A 15,985-nucleotide genomic window follows, 5' to 3' on the forward strand; every position below is an offset into this window, starting at 1 on the left:
TTTCAGCCTTGATTCGGCAGACGATCCACCCGGAGGCGACGTGCTGCCAGCGGAGCGAGAAACGGGACGGAGGAAATTAAGTCGCCCTGACTCTCCGCTGTTCCCCTTGTCTCTGTTGACCCGCTGGGGCAAGGACGTGATAACCCCACTCGTCGCCGCTTCCGGAATTTGACACTTGCACAAAGTGTAACTACATTCCGTAACCACACATCAAGAAGCCAACGGACATGGACTTCGAGTGGGACGACGCCAAGGCGGCACTCAATCTGCGCAAGCACGGCATCGCGTTCGAGGATGCTGCGTACGTTTTTCTCGATCCTGGACGAATCGACATGGTCGATGATCGTGACGACTACGGCGAGGAGCGTTGGCTGAGTATCGGTTGGGTGAGTCCGGTGTTGTTGGTGGTGGCCCATACCGAGCGCGGCATCCACGGCGAAGTCATCCGCATCATCTCGGCCCGCAAGGCCAATGCCCAGGAACGAGCCTTCTATCATGAAGCACAAACTTGATCCCAAGCGCCCGACACAACCGACCACCGCGCAGCGCAAGCGTCTGCAGGCCGTGGCGGACAAGCCCGATGTCGATATCGATTACAGCGACATTCCCGCCCTGTCGCCGGAATTCTGGGCAACGCATCGCCCCGTGCGCAGCGAGCCCAAGGCGCAGGTGACCTTGCGCATTGACCGGGAAGTGCTGGACTACTTCAAGAGCGGCGGCACGGGCTACCAGACGCGGATCAACGATGTGCTGCGCAGCTTCGTGGCGGCGCACAGTGACGCGCACCGCTGATCCATTTCGAACTTGAAAGCGTTATCGGCGGCATGTTCAGGGGAGCATCCTGCATGACCGTCCGGGAAATCACGAACAAATGGGCGAACGACGTCGCGGGCGTGACCCATGCGCGTGACCCATGTGGATGAGATCGAGTTTGATCCCGAGAAACGGTACGGAGGAAATCAAGCCTCCCTGCCTCTCCCCCCGTTCCCCTTGTTCCCTGTTGAGCCCCGCCAGCGTGGCCTTCTTTTTGAGAAGTTCATCCCGCACCGGCGTGTACGCACTCGCGGACTCGGCCAACTCACTGCCTGCCACGCAGTCGATCCGGGCCTTCGCGGAGACTGGCGATCTGGCCTCATGCGTCACCGCGGTGCGGTGACGAGTTCACCCGGCGGCAAGGTTGTCGCCACAAAAGTGATCCCGCGCACGTACTGCCAATGGCGGCCTTTTTCGGCGCCAGGGGGCGGAGTAGTTTGCGTCGAGGGGGAGTGCAGGGGGCCATCCGGAGGGAGACAACATGCATATCCATGCAGGGATCAACGTGGTTCTTTTGCGCGCCATTCGCGCGGCGCTTGCCGCCGCGGCGCTGGTCGCGTGCTCGGTGCAGGCGCAGGATGCAGGCGCGTCGGACAGTGGACAGGCCCAGGCTGGCCAGGCGACCGCGGTACAGGGAAGCAACCATGCGGCGAAGGCCAAGTCGACCACCACCCTGCAGGAAGTGGTGGTGACCGGCACGCACCGGGCCGGCCTGTCGCCGACCTCCTCGATTTCGCCGATCGACGCGTTCAGCGGCAGCCAGATCGCGAAGCAGTCGTCGGCTGACCTTACCGACGCGCTGACCAATGTCGTGCCGTCGCTGACCACCCAGCGCTTTCCCATCGCCGACGGCACGTCGTTCGTGCGACCGGTATCGCTGCGCAACCTGTCGCCCGACCAGACCCTGGTTCTGGTCGACGGCGTGCGCTTCCATCGTTCGGCGCTGGTCAACCTGCAGATCGACCCGCTCGGTACTTTCAACCAGGGCGCGCAGGCGGTCGATTTCTCGGTGTTTCCGTCCAACGCGATCGAGCGCGTCGAGGTGCTGCGCGATGGCGCTTCGGTGCTGTACGGATCGGATGCGATCGCCGGCGTGGTCAACGTCATCCTCAAGAAGTCTTCCTCGGGCGTGACGGTCAGCGCGCAGACGGGCCAGTATGGCAAGGGCGATGGCAACCTGCGGCGCTACGACGCCGATGCGGGATTCCCGCTCGGCGCCGATGGCTTCGTGCACGTGAGTGCCGAGCGCGAAACCACCGACCCCACCTCGCGCGGGATGCCGCAAGCGGACGCGGCGGCGGTCGCGGCCGTGGTCGGTGCGGACCAGGTGCCGTACGACGGCTTCGGCCAGCGCTGGGGCGACCCACAGACCAAGACCAACAAGCTGTTCGTCAACGCCGGCCTGCCGCTGGCCGGCGACGCGCAGCTCTACGCCACGGGCAGCTTCATGGGCAAGAAGGTCCTGTCCAGCTTCTTCTATCGCAACCCGGTCTTGCCGGCCCAGGACGGCATCAGCGGCCGCTCCACCCTGGTCAGCTACGCCGATGGCACGCTGAACCCGGCGAACGCGCCCCAGTCGCTGGTGGACAGCATCGTGGCCGGTGGTGGCGACCCGGCGAACTACCTGACGGCCAACGCGGCGAGCCCGAGTGGCTGGGTGCTGCTGAACCCGATCTACACGCAGTTCCCGGGCGGCTACAGCCCGCTGTTCGGTGCGGACATCAGCGATCACCAGCTGGTCGGCGGCGTGCGCGGCGGCGGGCAGGGCAACCTGCAGTGGGATCTGCACTACCGCACCGGCAGCAACGAGGTCGACTACCAGCTGAAGGGTTCGATCAACCCGAGCCTGGGCAGCCTGTCGCCCACCAACTTCCACCCCGGCAAGCTGACCCAGCGCGAGCAGGGCGCCGGTGCGGATTTCGTCCGTTCGTTCGACGACTCGCCGCTCACGCTCGCCTTCGGCGCGAACTGGCGCCAGGAGACCTACATCATCCACCAGGGCGATGCCGGGTCGATCGAGGTGGGGCCGACCGCGTCGGTGTTCGGGGTGGGCTCGGATGCCTTCCAGGGCTTCCCGGCCAACGCGGCCGGACGCTTCACGCAGAACAGCGAGGCCGCCTACGTCGACGCCGAGACGAACTTCACCGACCAGTGGTCGGGCGCGGCGGCCGTGCGCTACGAGCGCGCGGACAACTACGGCTCCAAGATCGTGTACAAGCTTTCCAGCCGTTACGCGTTCACCGACGCGTTCGCGCTGCGCGGTACGTACAACACCGGCTTCCGTACACCGACCCCGGGCCAGGCGAACACGCTGAATGTCACCACCACGGCGAACGCCCAGGGCGGCCTGATTCCCAGTGGCACCTATCCGGTCGACAACCCGGTGGCGCGCGCGCTCGGTTCCAGGCCGCTGAAGACCGAAACCTCCAGGAGCCTGTCCGTCGGCGCCGTGTGGACGCCGCTCGACAACGTCACGACGACGCTGGACTACTACCGGATCAGGATCGACGACCGCATCGGCCTGGTCAGCAACAGCGTGACCCAGGCCACCGTCGACCAGCTCGCCGCCGGCGGCTATCCGAACGCGCAGCTGCTGCTCGGCAGCGATGCCAGCTATTTCGGCAATGCGTTCGGGTCCGACATCCGCGGCATCGACTTCGTGGTCGATACGCGGCATCAGCTGGGCAATGGCCGGCTCAACATCGACTTCCGCTACAACCAGAACAAGCAGAACGTGGTCAAGGTGCAGCCGGACACGCTCAACGATGATTTCGTGTACGACCTCGAACACCAGGTGCCCAGGAGCCGGTCGGTGCTCAGCTTCGACTACAACCTGCACCGGTTCGACGCCATCGCGCGGGTCAACCGTTACGGCAGCTGGAGCACGACGGTCGGCCTGTTCGGCAGCAACAACCCGCCGGACGACGTGAATCACTACAGCGGCAAGACGCTGCTCGATCTGGAGGCCAGCTACAAGTTCAACGACACCTTCACGGTGACCATCGGTGGCAACAACGTCTTCGACACCTACCCCGGCAAGGAGCAGAACGCCACGCTGCAGTTCCTTGGCGTCAAGTACGCGCTCACCTCGCCGTTCGGCTTCAACGGCGCGTTCTGGTACGCGCGCGTGACGGCCAGCTTCTGACCGGTCGTCGCCATGCTGGCCATCTCCCCGGGTGTGCCCGGGGAGATGGCCGCTTCAGGGGCGGGCCATCCACGGCGCGAGTGGCTTGAGAACGAAGGGGAAGAAACCCGTGACAGGACCACGCCGGACACTGCAGACTTGGCACATCCGAAAGGATCGGACATCCACAATTACCGGCCCGTCCACCATGTCACGCATGGCGGGTGCCACGCCATCGACCCTGTCCCGACACCATGAATCGTCTTGCCGCTGTCTTGCGCTGGTTGCCGGTTTTCATCCTGCTCGATCTCTACGTCAACCTGGTGCCGCGGGTGGCGGGTTTCGCGCTGCCGGTCTGGCTGACCTACGTGGCGGGCTTCTTCCTGCTGGCGTACGTGCTTTGCCGCTTCGGGCTGGGCATCACCAGGATGCAGACGGTGGGGCTGGGCCGTTCACCGGGCTGGCTGTCCTCGCTGGGACTGGGCTTTGCCATCGGCTTTGGAGTCTGGGCGCTGAAGAACCTGCTGTACTTCGGCATGGGCAAGTTCGACGTGGTGGGCTGGCGTGACTGGAGTTTCGTCCTGCCGATGCTGGGCCAGGCGCTGGTCGGGATGTTGCTGGCCTCGGCGATCAACGACCTGATGATCCGTGGCTATGGGCTGGCGTTCTGCCGCCGCTTCAACCTGATGGCTTGGTACCTGCTGATCACCACCGCGGTGTATGCGCTGGACGACAGCTGGAACGAGGGCATCGACCCCATCAACCTGCTGTTCTCTGCCGTTCTCGGCGTGTCCCTGGCGTATACCGTGCTCAGGACGGGCGCGATCTGGATGAGCATCGGCATCCATTGGGGCGGCAACATGTGTTATCGCGTCATGGCCGGTTTCGACGGGCAGGGCGTGGTTCGCCTTGAGCACGTGATCGAAGGTGCGCGCTTCGAATATGCGGGCCTGGCCGTTACCGCCTTGATGTTTCCGCTGCTGGTGCTGGTGCTGCGGTGGTTCGTGGATCAAAAGAGTCCGGTGCCGAATTCCGCAGCCGACTGAAGCGGATTCTTCCAGCAGTCCCATCGGGAACCATCGATCACTTCGAAACGAGGCGCGGACGAATGCAATGTCCGCGCTCGCATCGTCCATCCCGGTCGTCTTGCACTCCACCCGACCACACGATAATCTCCAAACCCCTTCCACCAACCGAGCCTGGAGGTCGCTGACCATGATTGTTCATTCCACGATTTCCGCCGGGTTGGCGCTGCGCTGATACACGCGCCCCGGATCGCCGTTCGTCGGCCGATCCACCTTTCTTCCTGATACGCGTCGAACCCGGCGTTCCGTTCAACCACCTGCATGGGTGGTTGCTGCGTTCTGTCTTTATCCGGGGTTCCACGCATGTATTCCCAGACTTTTACGCTGTTCCAGCTCGGCTGGCGGTTGAGCTATTCGCACGATCTGACCCTGCAGGATTTCGAGGCCGGTTATCCGGCCCGGGTCGTGGGAGTGCATCGCAACGCGTTGTCGGTGCTGTCTGCACGTGGTGCGGCCAGCGTCACCCTGTCGGCGGCGGTCGAACCCGCGATCACGGTGGGCGACTGGCTGCTGCTTGAAATGGAGGCGCCGCGAGTGTTGCGGTTACTCGAGCGGCAATCCCTGATCGCCCGCATCGCGGCAGGTTCGGAGCATCGGCTGCAGGCGATCGCCGCCAACCTCGACACGCTCTTCATCGTCACCTCGTGCAACGACGACTTCAACCTGTCGCGGCTGGAGCGCTACCTGGCGGTCGCTTTCGAGGCGGGCGTCGAACCGGTCATCGTGTTGACCAAGGCGGATCTGTGCGATGGTGTCGGAAGCTACCTCGACGCGGTGCGCACGATCGCACCCGCCGTCGCCAGCGTGCCGATCGACGCGACCTCGGCGGCTTGTGCCGAACCGCTGGCAGGCTGGCTGGGCGGTGGGCAGACGGTGGCCTTTGTCGGTTCGTCCGGCGTCGGCAAGTCGACGCTGGCCAATACCCTCATGGGCGGCGCGGCCCAGGCCACCGGAGGGATTCGCGAGGACGATGCCCGCGGCCGTCACACCACCACGGCGCGCGAGATGTTTGCGTTGCCGTCGGGCGCGTGGGTCATCGACACGCCGGGCATGCGCGAGCTGCGTGTCGGCGCTGTCGAAACGGGCATGAATGCCGCGTTCGATGACATCGAACGGCTCGCTGCGCAGTGCCGCTTTCACGACTGCCGCCACCAGGGCGACCGTGGATGCGCGGTGGAGCATGCCGTCGCCGCCGGCACGCTGGACGGCCGCCGGCTCGCGAACTACCGCAAGCTGCAGCGCGAGGCCGCCCAGGCGGCGCGTTCGACGAAGGAACGTCGCGAGCACGATCGCCACTACGGCGTGTTGAACCGCAATGCGCAACGGCTGCAGCGCGAGAAGAAGGGACGCGACTACTGAGCGTGCGGGGCGAGGCTTTGTCCGAGCCCCTCATGTACGCGCAGGATGGAAACGGGGAACACGTGCCGGGGAGGGCACCTGCTGGAGCATGGTCATTTCCGCGATGTTCGACGGCCAGCTTGCCGGTGGCATCGGCATTTCCGGCGGCACGGCTGCGCAGGATCATGAAGCGGCTGAAGCGGCTGAAGCGGCGCTCAGGGCGCTGGGGTTGCCGGCCTGAGCCGTCTGCGGCATGGGCTGCGCCAGCGAAATACCGACGCCTTGCAGGTACGCGTGCAGAGCGTCGATGCCGTCGCCCGCGATGAAGGCTCCGACATAGCTGTCCGGACGCACCAGCACCCAGCTGTTCGGCGCTAGCCCGTACGCGTCGTGGAAATGGCCGTGGGTGTCGACCACGTCGCCGCGGTTGCCGAACACATGAGTGCGCAGGTGCGGATGCGGCGCGATGCGGTCGCGGTCGGCGTCCTGGCCCAGCAGTGTCCAGTGCGGCCCCTGCAGCAGGTCGAAGACGCGGGAGGGCAGGCCCGTGGCGTGGCGGATCGGTGCGTCGGGCGCGCGATCTCCCGGCTGCAGGCGATGCGATCCCGACGTTGATTCCAGGCTCAGTGACGAGGCGCGATAGCCGAGATCGAGCTGGCGCACTTCGCGGCCGCGACGGCTGTCGCCGCGTTTGGCGGCATCGAGCAACTGGGTCGAGAGTCCGAGCACGCTTTCGGCGACGGGGCGACGTTCTTCCTCGTAACTGTCGAGCAGGATGTCCGGCGCGCCAGCCAGGACCGCGGCCAGTTTCCAGCCGAGGTTGTACGCGTCCTGCACGCTGGTGTTCAGGCCCTGGCCGCCGGTGGGCGGATGGATGTGGGCGGCATCGCCGACCAGGAAGATACGGTCGATGCGATAGCGGTCCGCGAGCCGTGCGTTCATGTGATAGGCGGACGCCCAGGCCACCGCGCTGACCTGGATGTCGGTGCGTCCGGTGCGCTCGGCCACCATGGCAGCGATGCCGGCAGCGGAGAGGTCGATGTCGCCTTCGAGCGGGATCGGCGCCTGGATCTGGAACAGCTCGGTACCCGCGAGCGAACAAATGGCAATCTGCTGCTGCATGTCGGATTCGTTGAAACGATGCCACGCATCCCGTTCCAGGCCATGCAGGGTGACGTCGGCCACCATGGCGCGCACGCCGAGCGTCTTGCCGGGAAAGCCGATGTCCAGCGCCTGACGCACGAAGCTGCGCCCGCCATCGGCGCCGACCAGGTAGCGGGCACACACGCTTTCGGGCCCATGCAGGCCGTCGAGCGTAGCCGTCACGCCGTGCGCGTCCTGCTCCACAGCCACCAGCTCGCAGCCGAATTCCACCCGGTGGCCGAGTTCGGCGAGGCGCTCGCGCATGATCCGCTCTGTCAGGAATTGCGGCAGCATCCACGGCAGGGCGTGCGGTTCGGCCGGCGTGGCTTCGATCTCCCCGCCCAGGGTGGTATCGCTGTGGCTGCCGTCCGCGTGGTGTTCGCGCAGCAGCGGATAGGGACCACCGCTGGCGTGGATGCGGTCGACGATGCCAAGATCCTCGAAGACTTCAAGAGTCCTGGGCTGGAGACCCTTGCCGCGTGAACCGTGGAACGGGGCATTCTTCTTCTCGATCAGGCGAAAGCCGACGCCTCGGCGCGCGAGATCGATGGCCAGGCTCAAGCCTGCGGCGCCGGCGCCGCAGATCAATACATCGGTGTTCGACGTGTTCATCGTGAATCCCATATATGTGCAAAATGCACATTTGTAGAGAATCGTATGGCTTCCAAAAAAAATGTGCAAGTTACACATATATCGCCCCGCACGCGTGCGCTGCACATGGCGCTGATCAGCGTGGTCAGCGTGTTGAACAGGCCGGACGTGGACGAACGCCTGGTGCACGAAGCCGGCATCGCGCTGGATCGCGCGCTGTTTCCGTTGCTGGTGATGATCGAGAGGCTGGGGTCGATCGGCATCGTCGACCTGGCCGGTCGGGCCGGGCGCGACTACACCACGGTGAGCCGCCAGGTCGCCCGGCTGGAAACCCTGGGGCTGGTGCAGCGGCGGGCAAGTGAAACCGATGCGCGCGTGCGGGCCGTCACCGTAACGCCGAAGGGCAAGTCGATGACCGATGCCCTGGACGCCGCGCGCGAGCGCATGGCGCGCAAGCTCTTCGCCGAGTGGAGCGACGCGGAGGTCGACACGCTGGTGAGCCTTCTGCAGCGGTTTGCCACGGATATCGAGGCGCAGGCGTCCGGGAAGGGGCGGGCATGACTGGCAAGCAGAGCGGAACCGACAAGCACTTCCGATGACCGCGTCGTGCCCGGTGCTTGATCCGGTCGATCACCCCACCCATTGCACCCGGTTCTTCCCGCTTCCCTTGGCCACATACAAGGCCTCGTCCGCGGCATTCAGGAATTTTTCGCTGTTGGCGTAACGGGCCGTCGCCGTCGAGGCGAGTCCGGCGCTGATGGTCACCACGTCCAGGGCGCTGCGCGCGTGGCGGATCTGCATCGCTTCCACCCGCCGGCGCAATCGTTCGAGGATGTCCTCCGACGCGGCGGGCGCGTAGCCGACCAGCAGGGCCACGAATTCCTCGCCGCCGTAACGGGCGACCATCACGTCCGGTTGCAGGCTCGCCTCGCGATGCAATGCGTGCGCCACGGCGACCAGGCAGTCGTCGCCGGCGAGGTGGCCGTAGGTGTCGTTGAACGCCTTGAAGCTGTCGATGTCGATCATCGCCACGCTGAGCGCGCGCCCCGTTTTCAGGGCGTCTTCCCATTCACGCCTCATCAGCCGATAGAAACCGCGGCGATTGGGCAGGGCGGTGAGGTCGTCGCGCACGACGGCCTGCTGCAGGCCGCGCTTTAGTTTGCGCAGGTCGTCCTCGAAGGCCAGGTGTTGTCCGAGCACGATGGCGTTGCGCGCCGCGTAGGACGCGATGGCGAGGATCAGCGTGCTCGTGGCGAGCACGGGGTTCTTGTCCAGTTGGGCGAACGCCAGGCAGCACAAGGCCAGGCTCATCACGAACGGGCTGACGCTTTCGGCAAGGTGGCGAATCCGGCGGCTGGGTCGATAGCTGCGCAACCAGACCTTCCGCCGCCGGCCCAGCAGAAAACCCAGCACCACGAAGGGCAGGCCGAGCAGCAGCTCGGGCAGGTAGGACTCGCTGTGGAGGATGAAACGGTTGTGGATGCCGGGCACGATCAGTTCGAGCCAGGCGAAAACGCTCAGCACGAAAAAGAAGCGCCGCTCGTCGGAGCGCTTGGTGGAAACCAGGCGCAGCGTGGCGAACACCGCCACGAACAGGCCCATCGCATCGAACATCCACATCACGAACGTCGCTGGCGGCGGTGTCGGCGATGGTGCGTTCAGCACATGGTGCAGGGTGAAATAGAACAGTGCCGCGATGGCGCACGCCAGCACCGCATCGACGACGCCCGCCCAGCGATACAGCGTGGCGACCGGGTTGTAGGCCGCGGCGATGGTCAGCAGCAGGCTGCTCAGACAGAAGTAGAAGGTCGGGTCGAAGGCGACCAGGGTGCCCAGCGGATTGGACAGCGAATCGGTGAACAGCAGGCCGAACGCGCCGAGCTGCGCGACCAGCGCCAGCAACAGCAGGCTCCACAGCGGACGATTGTGCGGAACGCTCAGGCGAAGCCGCCGCCAGGCTTGCGCCACCGTCAGCATCAGCATCGCCAGCACGGCGGCGTAGCTCCAGGAAAGTAGGTGCGCCGGCGCCCACGCGATCACGCCCAGCTGCGCCAGCAGCAGCGGCACATAGATGCGGGACATTCCGGCGTACATTTTCATCTCGCGATGTCCCGGCGCTGAGGGAGTGGCACGTCGACGCCGACAGGCGTTCCCGGCGCTCTTGCCAAGCCTGCCATAAAGCGTCGCCTCGCACAGGCAGTGGCGTCTCAACGCGCGCCGCGCAAAGCTGCCTGCGAAGCCGAGTCTGTCCGGGCAAGGCCGGCAGGGCTGACCAATGGGCCATTCGCGTGACCGACCCGCGCCCTACCATCGCCGGATCGTCGTTTGCTCAGGGAAGAACAGGATGAAGATGTGGATCGTGATGTGCGCTGCGTTGCTGGTCACCTTGTGCGGTTGTTCCCGACATGCCGGTGCCCCGGCCGTGGCGGCCAGGCAGATCACCGACCCAGCCCCGTTCCTGCGCGCAGGTGATTGCTTCGCGCGTTGGCCGAGTTACGACGCGTGGGTGGACCAGGTCAAGGCGCGGAATGCATGGTGGAATCCCAAGGTGCTGTTGCTGAAGCAGCAGTTTCCCCGCGCGGATTTCGAGCGCGCCCAGCAACAACTGGAATGCAGTTCGATCGCCTACGAGAGCGACGGCCTGAGCATCTCCGGCTGGATGCTGGTTCCCAAGGGCAAGCCGGACCGCAAGCTTCCCGTGCTGATCTACAACCGCGGCGGCAACGGCAGTTTCGGTGCGGTCACTTTTCCCATGCTGATGCGCAATGCATTCCCCTATGCCGAGCGCGGTTTCCTGGTGCTGGTCAGCCAGTATCGCGGCGTTCCGGAGGACGATCCGAAACGGTCGGGCACCGATCAGTTCGGCGGCGACGATGTCCGTGACGTGAGCCGCCTCATCGAGCTGGCCAAGCGCCTGCCGAACGCCGACCCGCACAACATCTTCATGCTCGGGGTCAGCCGCGGCGGGATGGAGAGTTTCATGGCAGCGCGGCGGAGCCACGACATCAAGGCCATGGCGGTCATCTCCGGCGTGTCCGATCTTCAAACCGAGCTGAAATTCCGTCCCGAGATGGAGCAGGTCTACCTGGCGCGCATCCCCGGTTACCGCACCGACAAGCAGCGTCTGCTGGCCGAGCGCTCGGTGATGGCGTGGGCGGAGGACCTGCCGAAGGACATGCCGGTGCTGCTGCTGCACGGTGACAAGGACGAACGGGTCAGCGTCGCCAACGGAATACGCCTGCATCAGCGGCTTGATCAACTGCAACACCCGAACCGGCTGATCGTCTACCCCGGCGACGACCATTTCCTCAGCCGGCACAGGGACGAGGCCATCGATGCGGTGGTTGGCTGGTTTCGTGCGGCCATGACCGCTACCCCCGACGCAGCGGTTTCCGCAGCGGTATCCGCGAAACGTTGAAACATTCCGCGTCCTCGCGAGAGAGCGCCTGCCGGCACGCCGGCAGGCGCTCTGCGGATTAGTTGGACGCCGCCGTTGCCGGCGCATTCGCTGGCTGGTCGGTCGTCCACAGCTTCGCCTCCACCGGCCCACCCAGCATCTGCTGCCGCACCAGCGGAATCGGCGGGCCGCCGTAGCTCAGGAACTGGTCATGGAACGCCTTCAGCGCGTTCGGGCCGGGATGGGCGGCGATCCAGTCCCGGCGCAGCTGCATGATCATCAGCTTGCCCAGGGTGTAGTTGAGGTAGGCCGGATCGTAGGTGCCGCGGGCGGCCTGCTGGCGGGCGTTGCCCGGGTCCTGGAAGGCCTGCTCGCGGAACATCTGCTCGGACTGGGCGATGCTCATGCCGCCGGTGTGCAGGCCGATGGCGGAGAGGAAGCGCACGTCGCGGAGCAGGGCATTGGTGAGCTGGCCGACGTGGGTTTCCGGCGTGCCGCCACCGACGCCGGCATCGAACATCATCTCCTCGGCGTAATGCGCCCAGCCTTCGGCGAAGGCATAACCCACGAACAGCTGGCCGAACTTCCAGTGCGCGCGGTTGGCATGCAGGAACTGCAGGAAGTGGCCGGGCCAGACTTCGTGGGCGGAGACGAACAGCAGCGAGGCCTTGCCCGGCACATAGGCGGCCTGGTCGGCCTTGCTCCAGGTCGGGTCCGGCGGGGCGATGTAATAGACCGAGGGCAGGTTGTTCTCGTACGGGCCGGGGATTTCGATATAGGCGAAGTTCCAGCGGTTGAACGGCGGCGCCTCCTCGGCCCTGGCCTGCTCGGTGCCGGGAATCGTCGCCAGGTCCTTGTCGACGATGAACTGGCGCAGGCTGGCAAGCTGGGCGCGGGCGCCTTCGACGGCGCCGCCGGTGGGTTTGTCGGCGCTTTCCTTCGCCACGCAATCGGTGAGCGACTTGCCCGGCGCGAACTGCGCACAGGCGCTCTTCAGCGCGGCGAGGTTGCGAGCGAGGTCGGATTCACCGATCGCCTTGAGCTGCTCCAGCGGCAGGTCGACCCGCTCGGTGGCATGGAGCATCTTCGAGAATTTTTCCGCGCCCAGGGCGAAATCCTGGGTGGCGTGCGGCTTCTGCGACTTCAGCCAGTCGGCCAGGTCCTGCGAGGCCTTGATCGCGGCGGCGTTGCTGGCCCTGAAGCGTGCCTGCAGCGCGTCGTCCTTCACCTCGGCGAAGATGCCGGGCACGTCGGTCTTGAAGAAGCTGGCGAAGCCGGCGAACGAATTGACGCCCACGTCGATGTACGACGCCGGCAGCGGCAGCCTGAGGTTGGCCTTGATCTGGGCCAGCGCCCTGGGCAGCGCCTCCTGGTAGGTGACGAAGGCGGCCATGCGCTGGGCCAGCGGCGCATACGGCCGGGTCAGGTACATGCTGGGCGACAGGTCGCCGGTGTAGAAGGTCGGGTTCTTGTACGGCGCGCCGGAATCTTCGAGCCAGAACAGCTGGCCGTCGAGCACCGCCAGCACGTAGTCGCGCTGGAAGCGGCCCTGGGCATCGAGCTGGTCGTCGGGGAACGCGGCGAACTTGTCGCGTTGCGCGTGCAGCCAGGCGGCGTTGGCCTGCAATCCTTCCGCACTGAAGTCGGGCAGCTTGCCGTCGAACTCGTGCTTGCCCGCGCCGGCGGCAAACACCGGGTAGTGCTCGAAATAGCCGGTGAGGAAAGTGTCGACGGCCGAGGCCAGCGCAGCCTGTCCGTCGGGACGGGCGGCATGCACGCTGGAAGCGGCGGGCGGTGACGCGGCCTGGTCCGTTGACGACGAGGTGCCGGACGAGCAGCCGGCGAGCAGGGTGGCGGCAACGACGGCAGACAGCGTGAGTACGCGCAATGGACGCATGATCGACTTCCCCGGTGTGATCGCAAGCGCCGAGCCTAGGCGCTCCGTTGTCCGGGTGCAATCGTCCGCCGTCACGCGCCAGACGATCAGCCGGCGATGGCCGTCTTCACCGCTGGCGTCGCCACGTCCATTGCGGCTGCCGGCCTGCCCAGCAGGTAGCCCTGACCCAGCGGGCATCCCATCTCGGCCAGGGCGTTGCACTGCTCGATGGTTTCGATGCCCTCGGCGATGACCTGGATGTCCATCGAACGGGCCAGCGCAATGACCGCGGCGATGATGCAGGCGCTGCCGCGGGTGGCCGGCTTGCCCAGCCCGTTCACGAAGGTGCGGTCGACCTTCAGCATGCGCAACGGCAGGCGCTGCAGGTATTGCAGCGAGGAATAGCCGGTGCCGAAATCATCCAGCGCCGCGCCCACGCCCGCGGCGCGCAGCCGCAGCAGCATCGCCTGCACGTGGTCGGGGTCTTCCAACAGGACGTCCTCGGTGACTTCCGCGATCACCCGCGAGGCGGGCAGCTTCACGCTGGCCAGCAGGTCGAGCAGGCGCCGGTCGAAATCGTCCGAGCCGAGATGCGCAGCCGACACGTTGAAGGTGAGGAAGGCATCGGCGGGGCCGTGCTGGGCGAACGTGCGGAAGCTGCGCTCGAACATCTGCCAGTCGATCGCCTCCAGCAACCGGCAGCTGTGCGCGACCTTGAGGAAGTCGGCCGGCTCGACCAGGCCGCGGCCGGGCCGGTGCCAGCGGATCAGTGCTTCGTAGCCGGCGATGCCGTTGTCGTGCAGCCGGCGGATCGGCTGGAACCAGGGTTCGAAGCGGTGCTCGCGCAACGCTTCGCGCAGGTCGGTTTCCAGTGCCAGCCGCTCCACGACCTCGCCGGCCATCGCCGGCTCGAACATCGCGATGCGCGGAATGTCGATGGACGCGGCGCGATGAAGGGCGATGTCCGCGTCGCGCAGTACGTGTTCGAGCGTGCGGTAGCCGGCGTCGCACAGCAGCACGCCGAGGCGGGCGGACAGGTGCAGCTCGCGGCCGGCCACGGCGATCGGCTGTCCGATGCAGTCGATCATCCGATGGGCGATGCGCATGGCCTGGCGTGTGCCGGCCATCTGCGGGATCAGCACGGCAAATTCGTCACCGGCCAGGCGGGCGACCAGGCCGGGCCGGTTGCCCAGGCATTCGGTGAGGCGCGTGGCGACCTGTTGCAGTACCTCATCGCCGGTGAAATGGCCGAGACCCTCGTTGATGCCGGCGAAGCGATCCAGGTTCAACTGCAGCAGCACGGCGGGGCTGGTCGGATCGCGCTGCATCGCGTGGAGCAATCGTTCGATGTGCTCATGCAGGCAGCGCGGATTGGCCAAGCCGGTGAGGGCGTCGTGGGTCTGCTCGTGGACAAGCTGCTGCTGCACCCGCGCACGCTCGCCGACTTCCTTGTGCAGGGCACGGCTGCGTTGCGCCACGCGGTCCTGCAGCGCCCGGTTGGCCTCGGCCAGCGTCCGCGTTTGCCGTTGTTCGTCGAGGTTCTGTTCGGCCTCGCGATGCCGCTCGATCACGCAGCGGATATGGGTGGCCACGAACTCCAGCAGCACCAGGTCTTCGTTGGAGTAGCTGCTGTCCGGCTGCCGGCTGCGCACCATCACGGCACCGTGGATTTCGCCCTGGTGCAGCATCGGCACGCCCATCCACTGGGCGTCATCGAGTTCCACCACCAGCGGCCCGGAGACCTGCTTGCCCAGTTGTGCCGGCGTGCCCAGCAGCGCCTTGCCATCGTGGAGCAGATACCACAGCGGCGAGCCGCCGATCGACGCCAGCGACACCTCATGGCCGGATGCCGCCAGCGGCGGCAGGCTGCGCGGGTCGGAGGTATAGACGAAGCGGAGCAGTTCGCGCTGCGGCTGGTGATCCACCACGCAGAAATGTTCGGCGCGGAGCAGGGAGCCCAGCACCGCGTGGATCTCGCGCAGGATGGCGCGGATGTCGCGGCCGCAACCGGCCAGGTCGGCGATGGTGAACAGGGCGCGGTGCAGCCGCTCGGAATACTCCAGCGGAGGCGGCGCGCTGTGCTGCTCGATCCAGCCCAGCAGGATGCCCAGTCGACGCCCCGCCAGTTGCAGCAGGGGCTCCAGTTCGGTGATCAGGGCGGTGGCGTCGGCGCCACCGTGCAGGTTGAGCAGGAGCAGGATCGGCCGCGGTCGCTCGCACAGTCGGAAGGCCAGTGCGCCGATGGCCGGCACGCGTTGCGGAATGCCCGATGCGGCCACGCCACGCAGCCAGCCCGCGGGTCCGCCGCGGGCATGATCGAAGCCGCTGCCCAGTTCCCACAGCACGCGGGCGCTGGCGCATTCGGCATAGGCTTCGGCCAGCTCGACAATCATGGCGGCGATGTCCACCGGCCGCGTGGCGGTATCGAGCTGATCCAGCCAGCGTGCCTGCGGCGATTCATTTGCCAGGGTGCAGTTCATCGGACTTTCCATGGTCTGAGAAACACGCTTGAACTCGATGGCGGTCGCGGCGGCGGCAATGTCGTCGCGACGTGAAAAAACGCCGCGTCCCGGCGCGCCGTACGGCCGCCTGCCGCTCCCGGCCGGTCTGGCCCGCAT

At 66.2% G+C, this 15,985-nt stretch carries 12 protein-coding genes; 8 read left to right on the top strand and 4 right to left on the bottom strand.

Annotated features, from left to right (window positions below; genetic code table 11):
• Nucleotides 1–227 precede the first annotated feature (227 nt).
• The 6 genes from I6J77_RS08185 to I6J77_RS17910 all read left to right on the top strand — a co-directional run bounded on the left by I6J77_RS08185 (nucleotide 228) and on the right by I6J77_RS17910 (nucleotide 6,601).
• On the top strand, nucleotides 228–512 hold the full coding sequence (locus tag I6J77_RS08185) for a BrnT family toxin (RefSeq protein ID WP_204111244.1): 285 nt from the start codon (nucleotides 228–230) through the stop codon (nucleotides 510–512).
• Complete coding sequence (locus tag I6J77_RS08190; protein ID WP_204111245.1) at nucleotides 496–792, top strand: BrnA antitoxin family protein; 297 nt, start codon at nucleotides 496–498, stop codon at nucleotides 790–792. The genes I6J77_RS08185 and I6J77_RS08190 overlap by 17 nt, the downstream gene beginning before the upstream one ends.
• A gap of 502 nt (nucleotides 793–1,294) precedes the next feature.
• Nucleotides 1,295–3,958, top strand: a complete 2,664-nt coding sequence (locus I6J77_RS08195; protein ID WP_204111246.1) for a TonB-dependent siderophore receptor — start codon at nucleotides 1,295–1,297, stop codon at nucleotides 3,956–3,958.
• Nucleotides 3,959–4,191: 233 nt separating this feature from the next.
• Nucleotides 4,192–4,983: a CPBP family intramembrane glutamic endopeptidase gene (locus I6J77_RS08200; RefSeq protein ID WP_239309229.1), complete on the top strand. Its 792-nt coding sequence runs from the start codon at nucleotides 4,192–4,194 to the stop codon at nucleotides 4,981–4,983.
• Nucleotides 4,984–5,325: 342 nt separating this feature from the next.
• Nucleotides 5,326–6,381, top strand: coding sequence for a ribosome small subunit-dependent GTPase A (rsgA, locus tag I6J77_RS08205; RefSeq protein WP_204111247.1), 1,056 nt, complete (start codon nucleotides 5,326–5,328; stop codon nucleotides 6,379–6,381).
• 88 nt (nucleotides 6,382–6,469) lie between these two features.
• Complete coding sequence (locus I6J77_RS17910) at nucleotides 6,470–6,601, top strand: heme-binding protein (protein WP_343230164.1); 132 nt, start codon at nucleotides 6,470–6,472, stop codon at nucleotides 6,599–6,601.
• Here I6J77_RS17910 and I6J77_RS08215 read toward each other — a convergent pair.
• Complete coding sequence (locus tag I6J77_RS08215; protein ID WP_204111249.1) at nucleotides 6,544–8,115, bottom strand: FAD-dependent oxidoreductase; 1,572 nt, start codon at nucleotides 8,113–8,115, stop codon at nucleotides 6,544–6,546. The two genes, I6J77_RS17910 and I6J77_RS08215, sit on opposite strands and share 58 nt — an antisense overlap.
• A 105-nt stretch (nucleotides 8,116–8,220) precedes the next feature.
• On the opposite strand from I6J77_RS08215, the gene I6J77_RS08220 reads away from it, so the two are divergent.
• The gene (locus I6J77_RS08220) at nucleotides 8,221–8,655 is read left to right on the top strand and encodes a MarR family winged helix-turn-helix transcriptional regulator (protein WP_239309231.1); all 435 of its coding nucleotides are present in this window, start codon (nucleotides 8,221–8,223) and stop codon (nucleotides 8,653–8,655) included.
• Nucleotides 8,656–8,724: 69 nt separating this feature from the next.
• On the opposite strand, the gene I6J77_RS08225 is transcribed toward I6J77_RS08220, so the two are convergent.
• On the bottom strand, nucleotides 8,725–10,176 hold the full coding sequence (locus I6J77_RS08225) for a diguanylate cyclase (protein ID WP_204111251.1): 1,452 nt from the start codon (nucleotides 10,174–10,176) through the stop codon (nucleotides 8,725–8,727).
• A 262-nt stretch (nucleotides 10,177–10,438) separates the two neighbouring features.
• Between I6J77_RS08225 and I6J77_RS08230 the strand changes: the two genes are divergently transcribed.
• Complete coding sequence (locus tag I6J77_RS08230) at nucleotides 10,439–11,512, top strand: S9 family peptidase (protein WP_204111252.1); 1,074 nt, start codon at nucleotides 10,439–10,441, stop codon at nucleotides 11,510–11,512.
• 58 nt (nucleotides 11,513–11,570) lie between these two features.
• Here I6J77_RS08230 and I6J77_RS08235 read toward each other — a convergent pair whose 3' ends face one another.
• The gene (locus I6J77_RS08235) at nucleotides 11,571–13,388 is read right to left on the bottom strand and encodes a DUF885 domain-containing protein (RefSeq protein ID WP_204111253.1); all 1,818 of its coding nucleotides are present in this window, start codon (nucleotides 13,386–13,388) and stop codon (nucleotides 11,571–11,573) included.
• Between the two features lie 86 nt (nucleotides 13,389–13,474).
• Nucleotides 13,475–15,847 carry a bifunctional diguanylate cyclase/phosphodiesterase gene (locus tag I6J77_RS08240; protein ID WP_204111254.1) on the bottom strand — a complete coding sequence of 791 codons (2,373 nt, stop codon included), beginning with the start codon at nucleotides 15,845–15,847 and terminating at the stop codon, nucleotides 13,475–13,477.
• Nucleotides 15,848–15,985: the final 138 nt, after the last annotated feature.

It is taken from the genome of Rhodanobacter sp. FDAARGOS 1247, assembly GCF_016889805.1.
Lineage (GTDB): Bacteria > Pseudomonadota > Gammaproteobacteria > Xanthomonadales > Rhodanobacteraceae > Rhodanobacter.

Coding starts and splice junctions, on each gene's coding strand:
- I6J77_RS17910 (WP_343230164.1), top strand. CDS start 6,470: ATGGTCATTTCCGCGATGTTCGACGGCCAGCTTGCCGGTGGCATCGGC.
- I6J77_RS08185 (WP_204111244.1), top strand. CDS start 228: ATGGACTTCGAGTGGGACGACGCCAAGGCGGCACTCAATCTGCGCAAG.
- I6J77_RS08195 (WP_204111246.1), top strand. CDS start 1,295: ATGCATATCCATGCAGGGATCAACGTGGTTCTTTTGCGCGCCATTCGC.
- I6J77_RS08215 (WP_204111249.1), bottom strand. CDS start 8,115: ATGAACACGTCGAACACCGATGTATTGATCTGCGGCGCCGGCGCCGCA.
- rsgA (WP_204111247.1), top strand. CDS start 5,326: ATGTATTCCCAGACTTTTACGCTGTTCCAGCTCGGCTGGCGGTTGAGC.
- I6J77_RS08235 (WP_204111253.1), bottom strand. CDS start 13,388: ATGCGTCCATTGCGCGTACTCACGCTGTCTGCCGTCGTTGCCGCCACC.
- I6J77_RS08240 (WP_204111254.1), bottom strand. CDS start 15,847: ATGAACTGCACCCTGGCAAATGAATCGCCGCAGGCACGCTGGCTGGAT.
- I6J77_RS08220 (WP_239309231.1), top strand. CDS start 8,221: ATGGCGCTGATCAGCGTGGTCAGCGTGTTGAACAGGCCGGACGTGGAC.
- I6J77_RS08190 (WP_204111245.1), top strand. CDS start 496: ATGAAGCACAAACTTGATCCCAAGCGCCCGACACAACCGACCACCGCG.
- I6J77_RS08200 (WP_239309229.1), top strand. CDS start 4,192: ATGAATCGTCTTGCCGCTGTCTTGCGCTGGTTGCCGGTTTTCATCCTG.
- I6J77_RS08225 (WP_204111251.1), bottom strand. CDS start 10,176: ATGTCCCGCATCTATGTGCCGCTGCTGCTGGCGCAGCTGGGCGTGATC.
- I6J77_RS08230 (WP_204111252.1), top strand. CDS start 10,439: ATGAAGATGTGGATCGTGATGTGCGCTGCGTTGCTGGTCACCTTGTGC.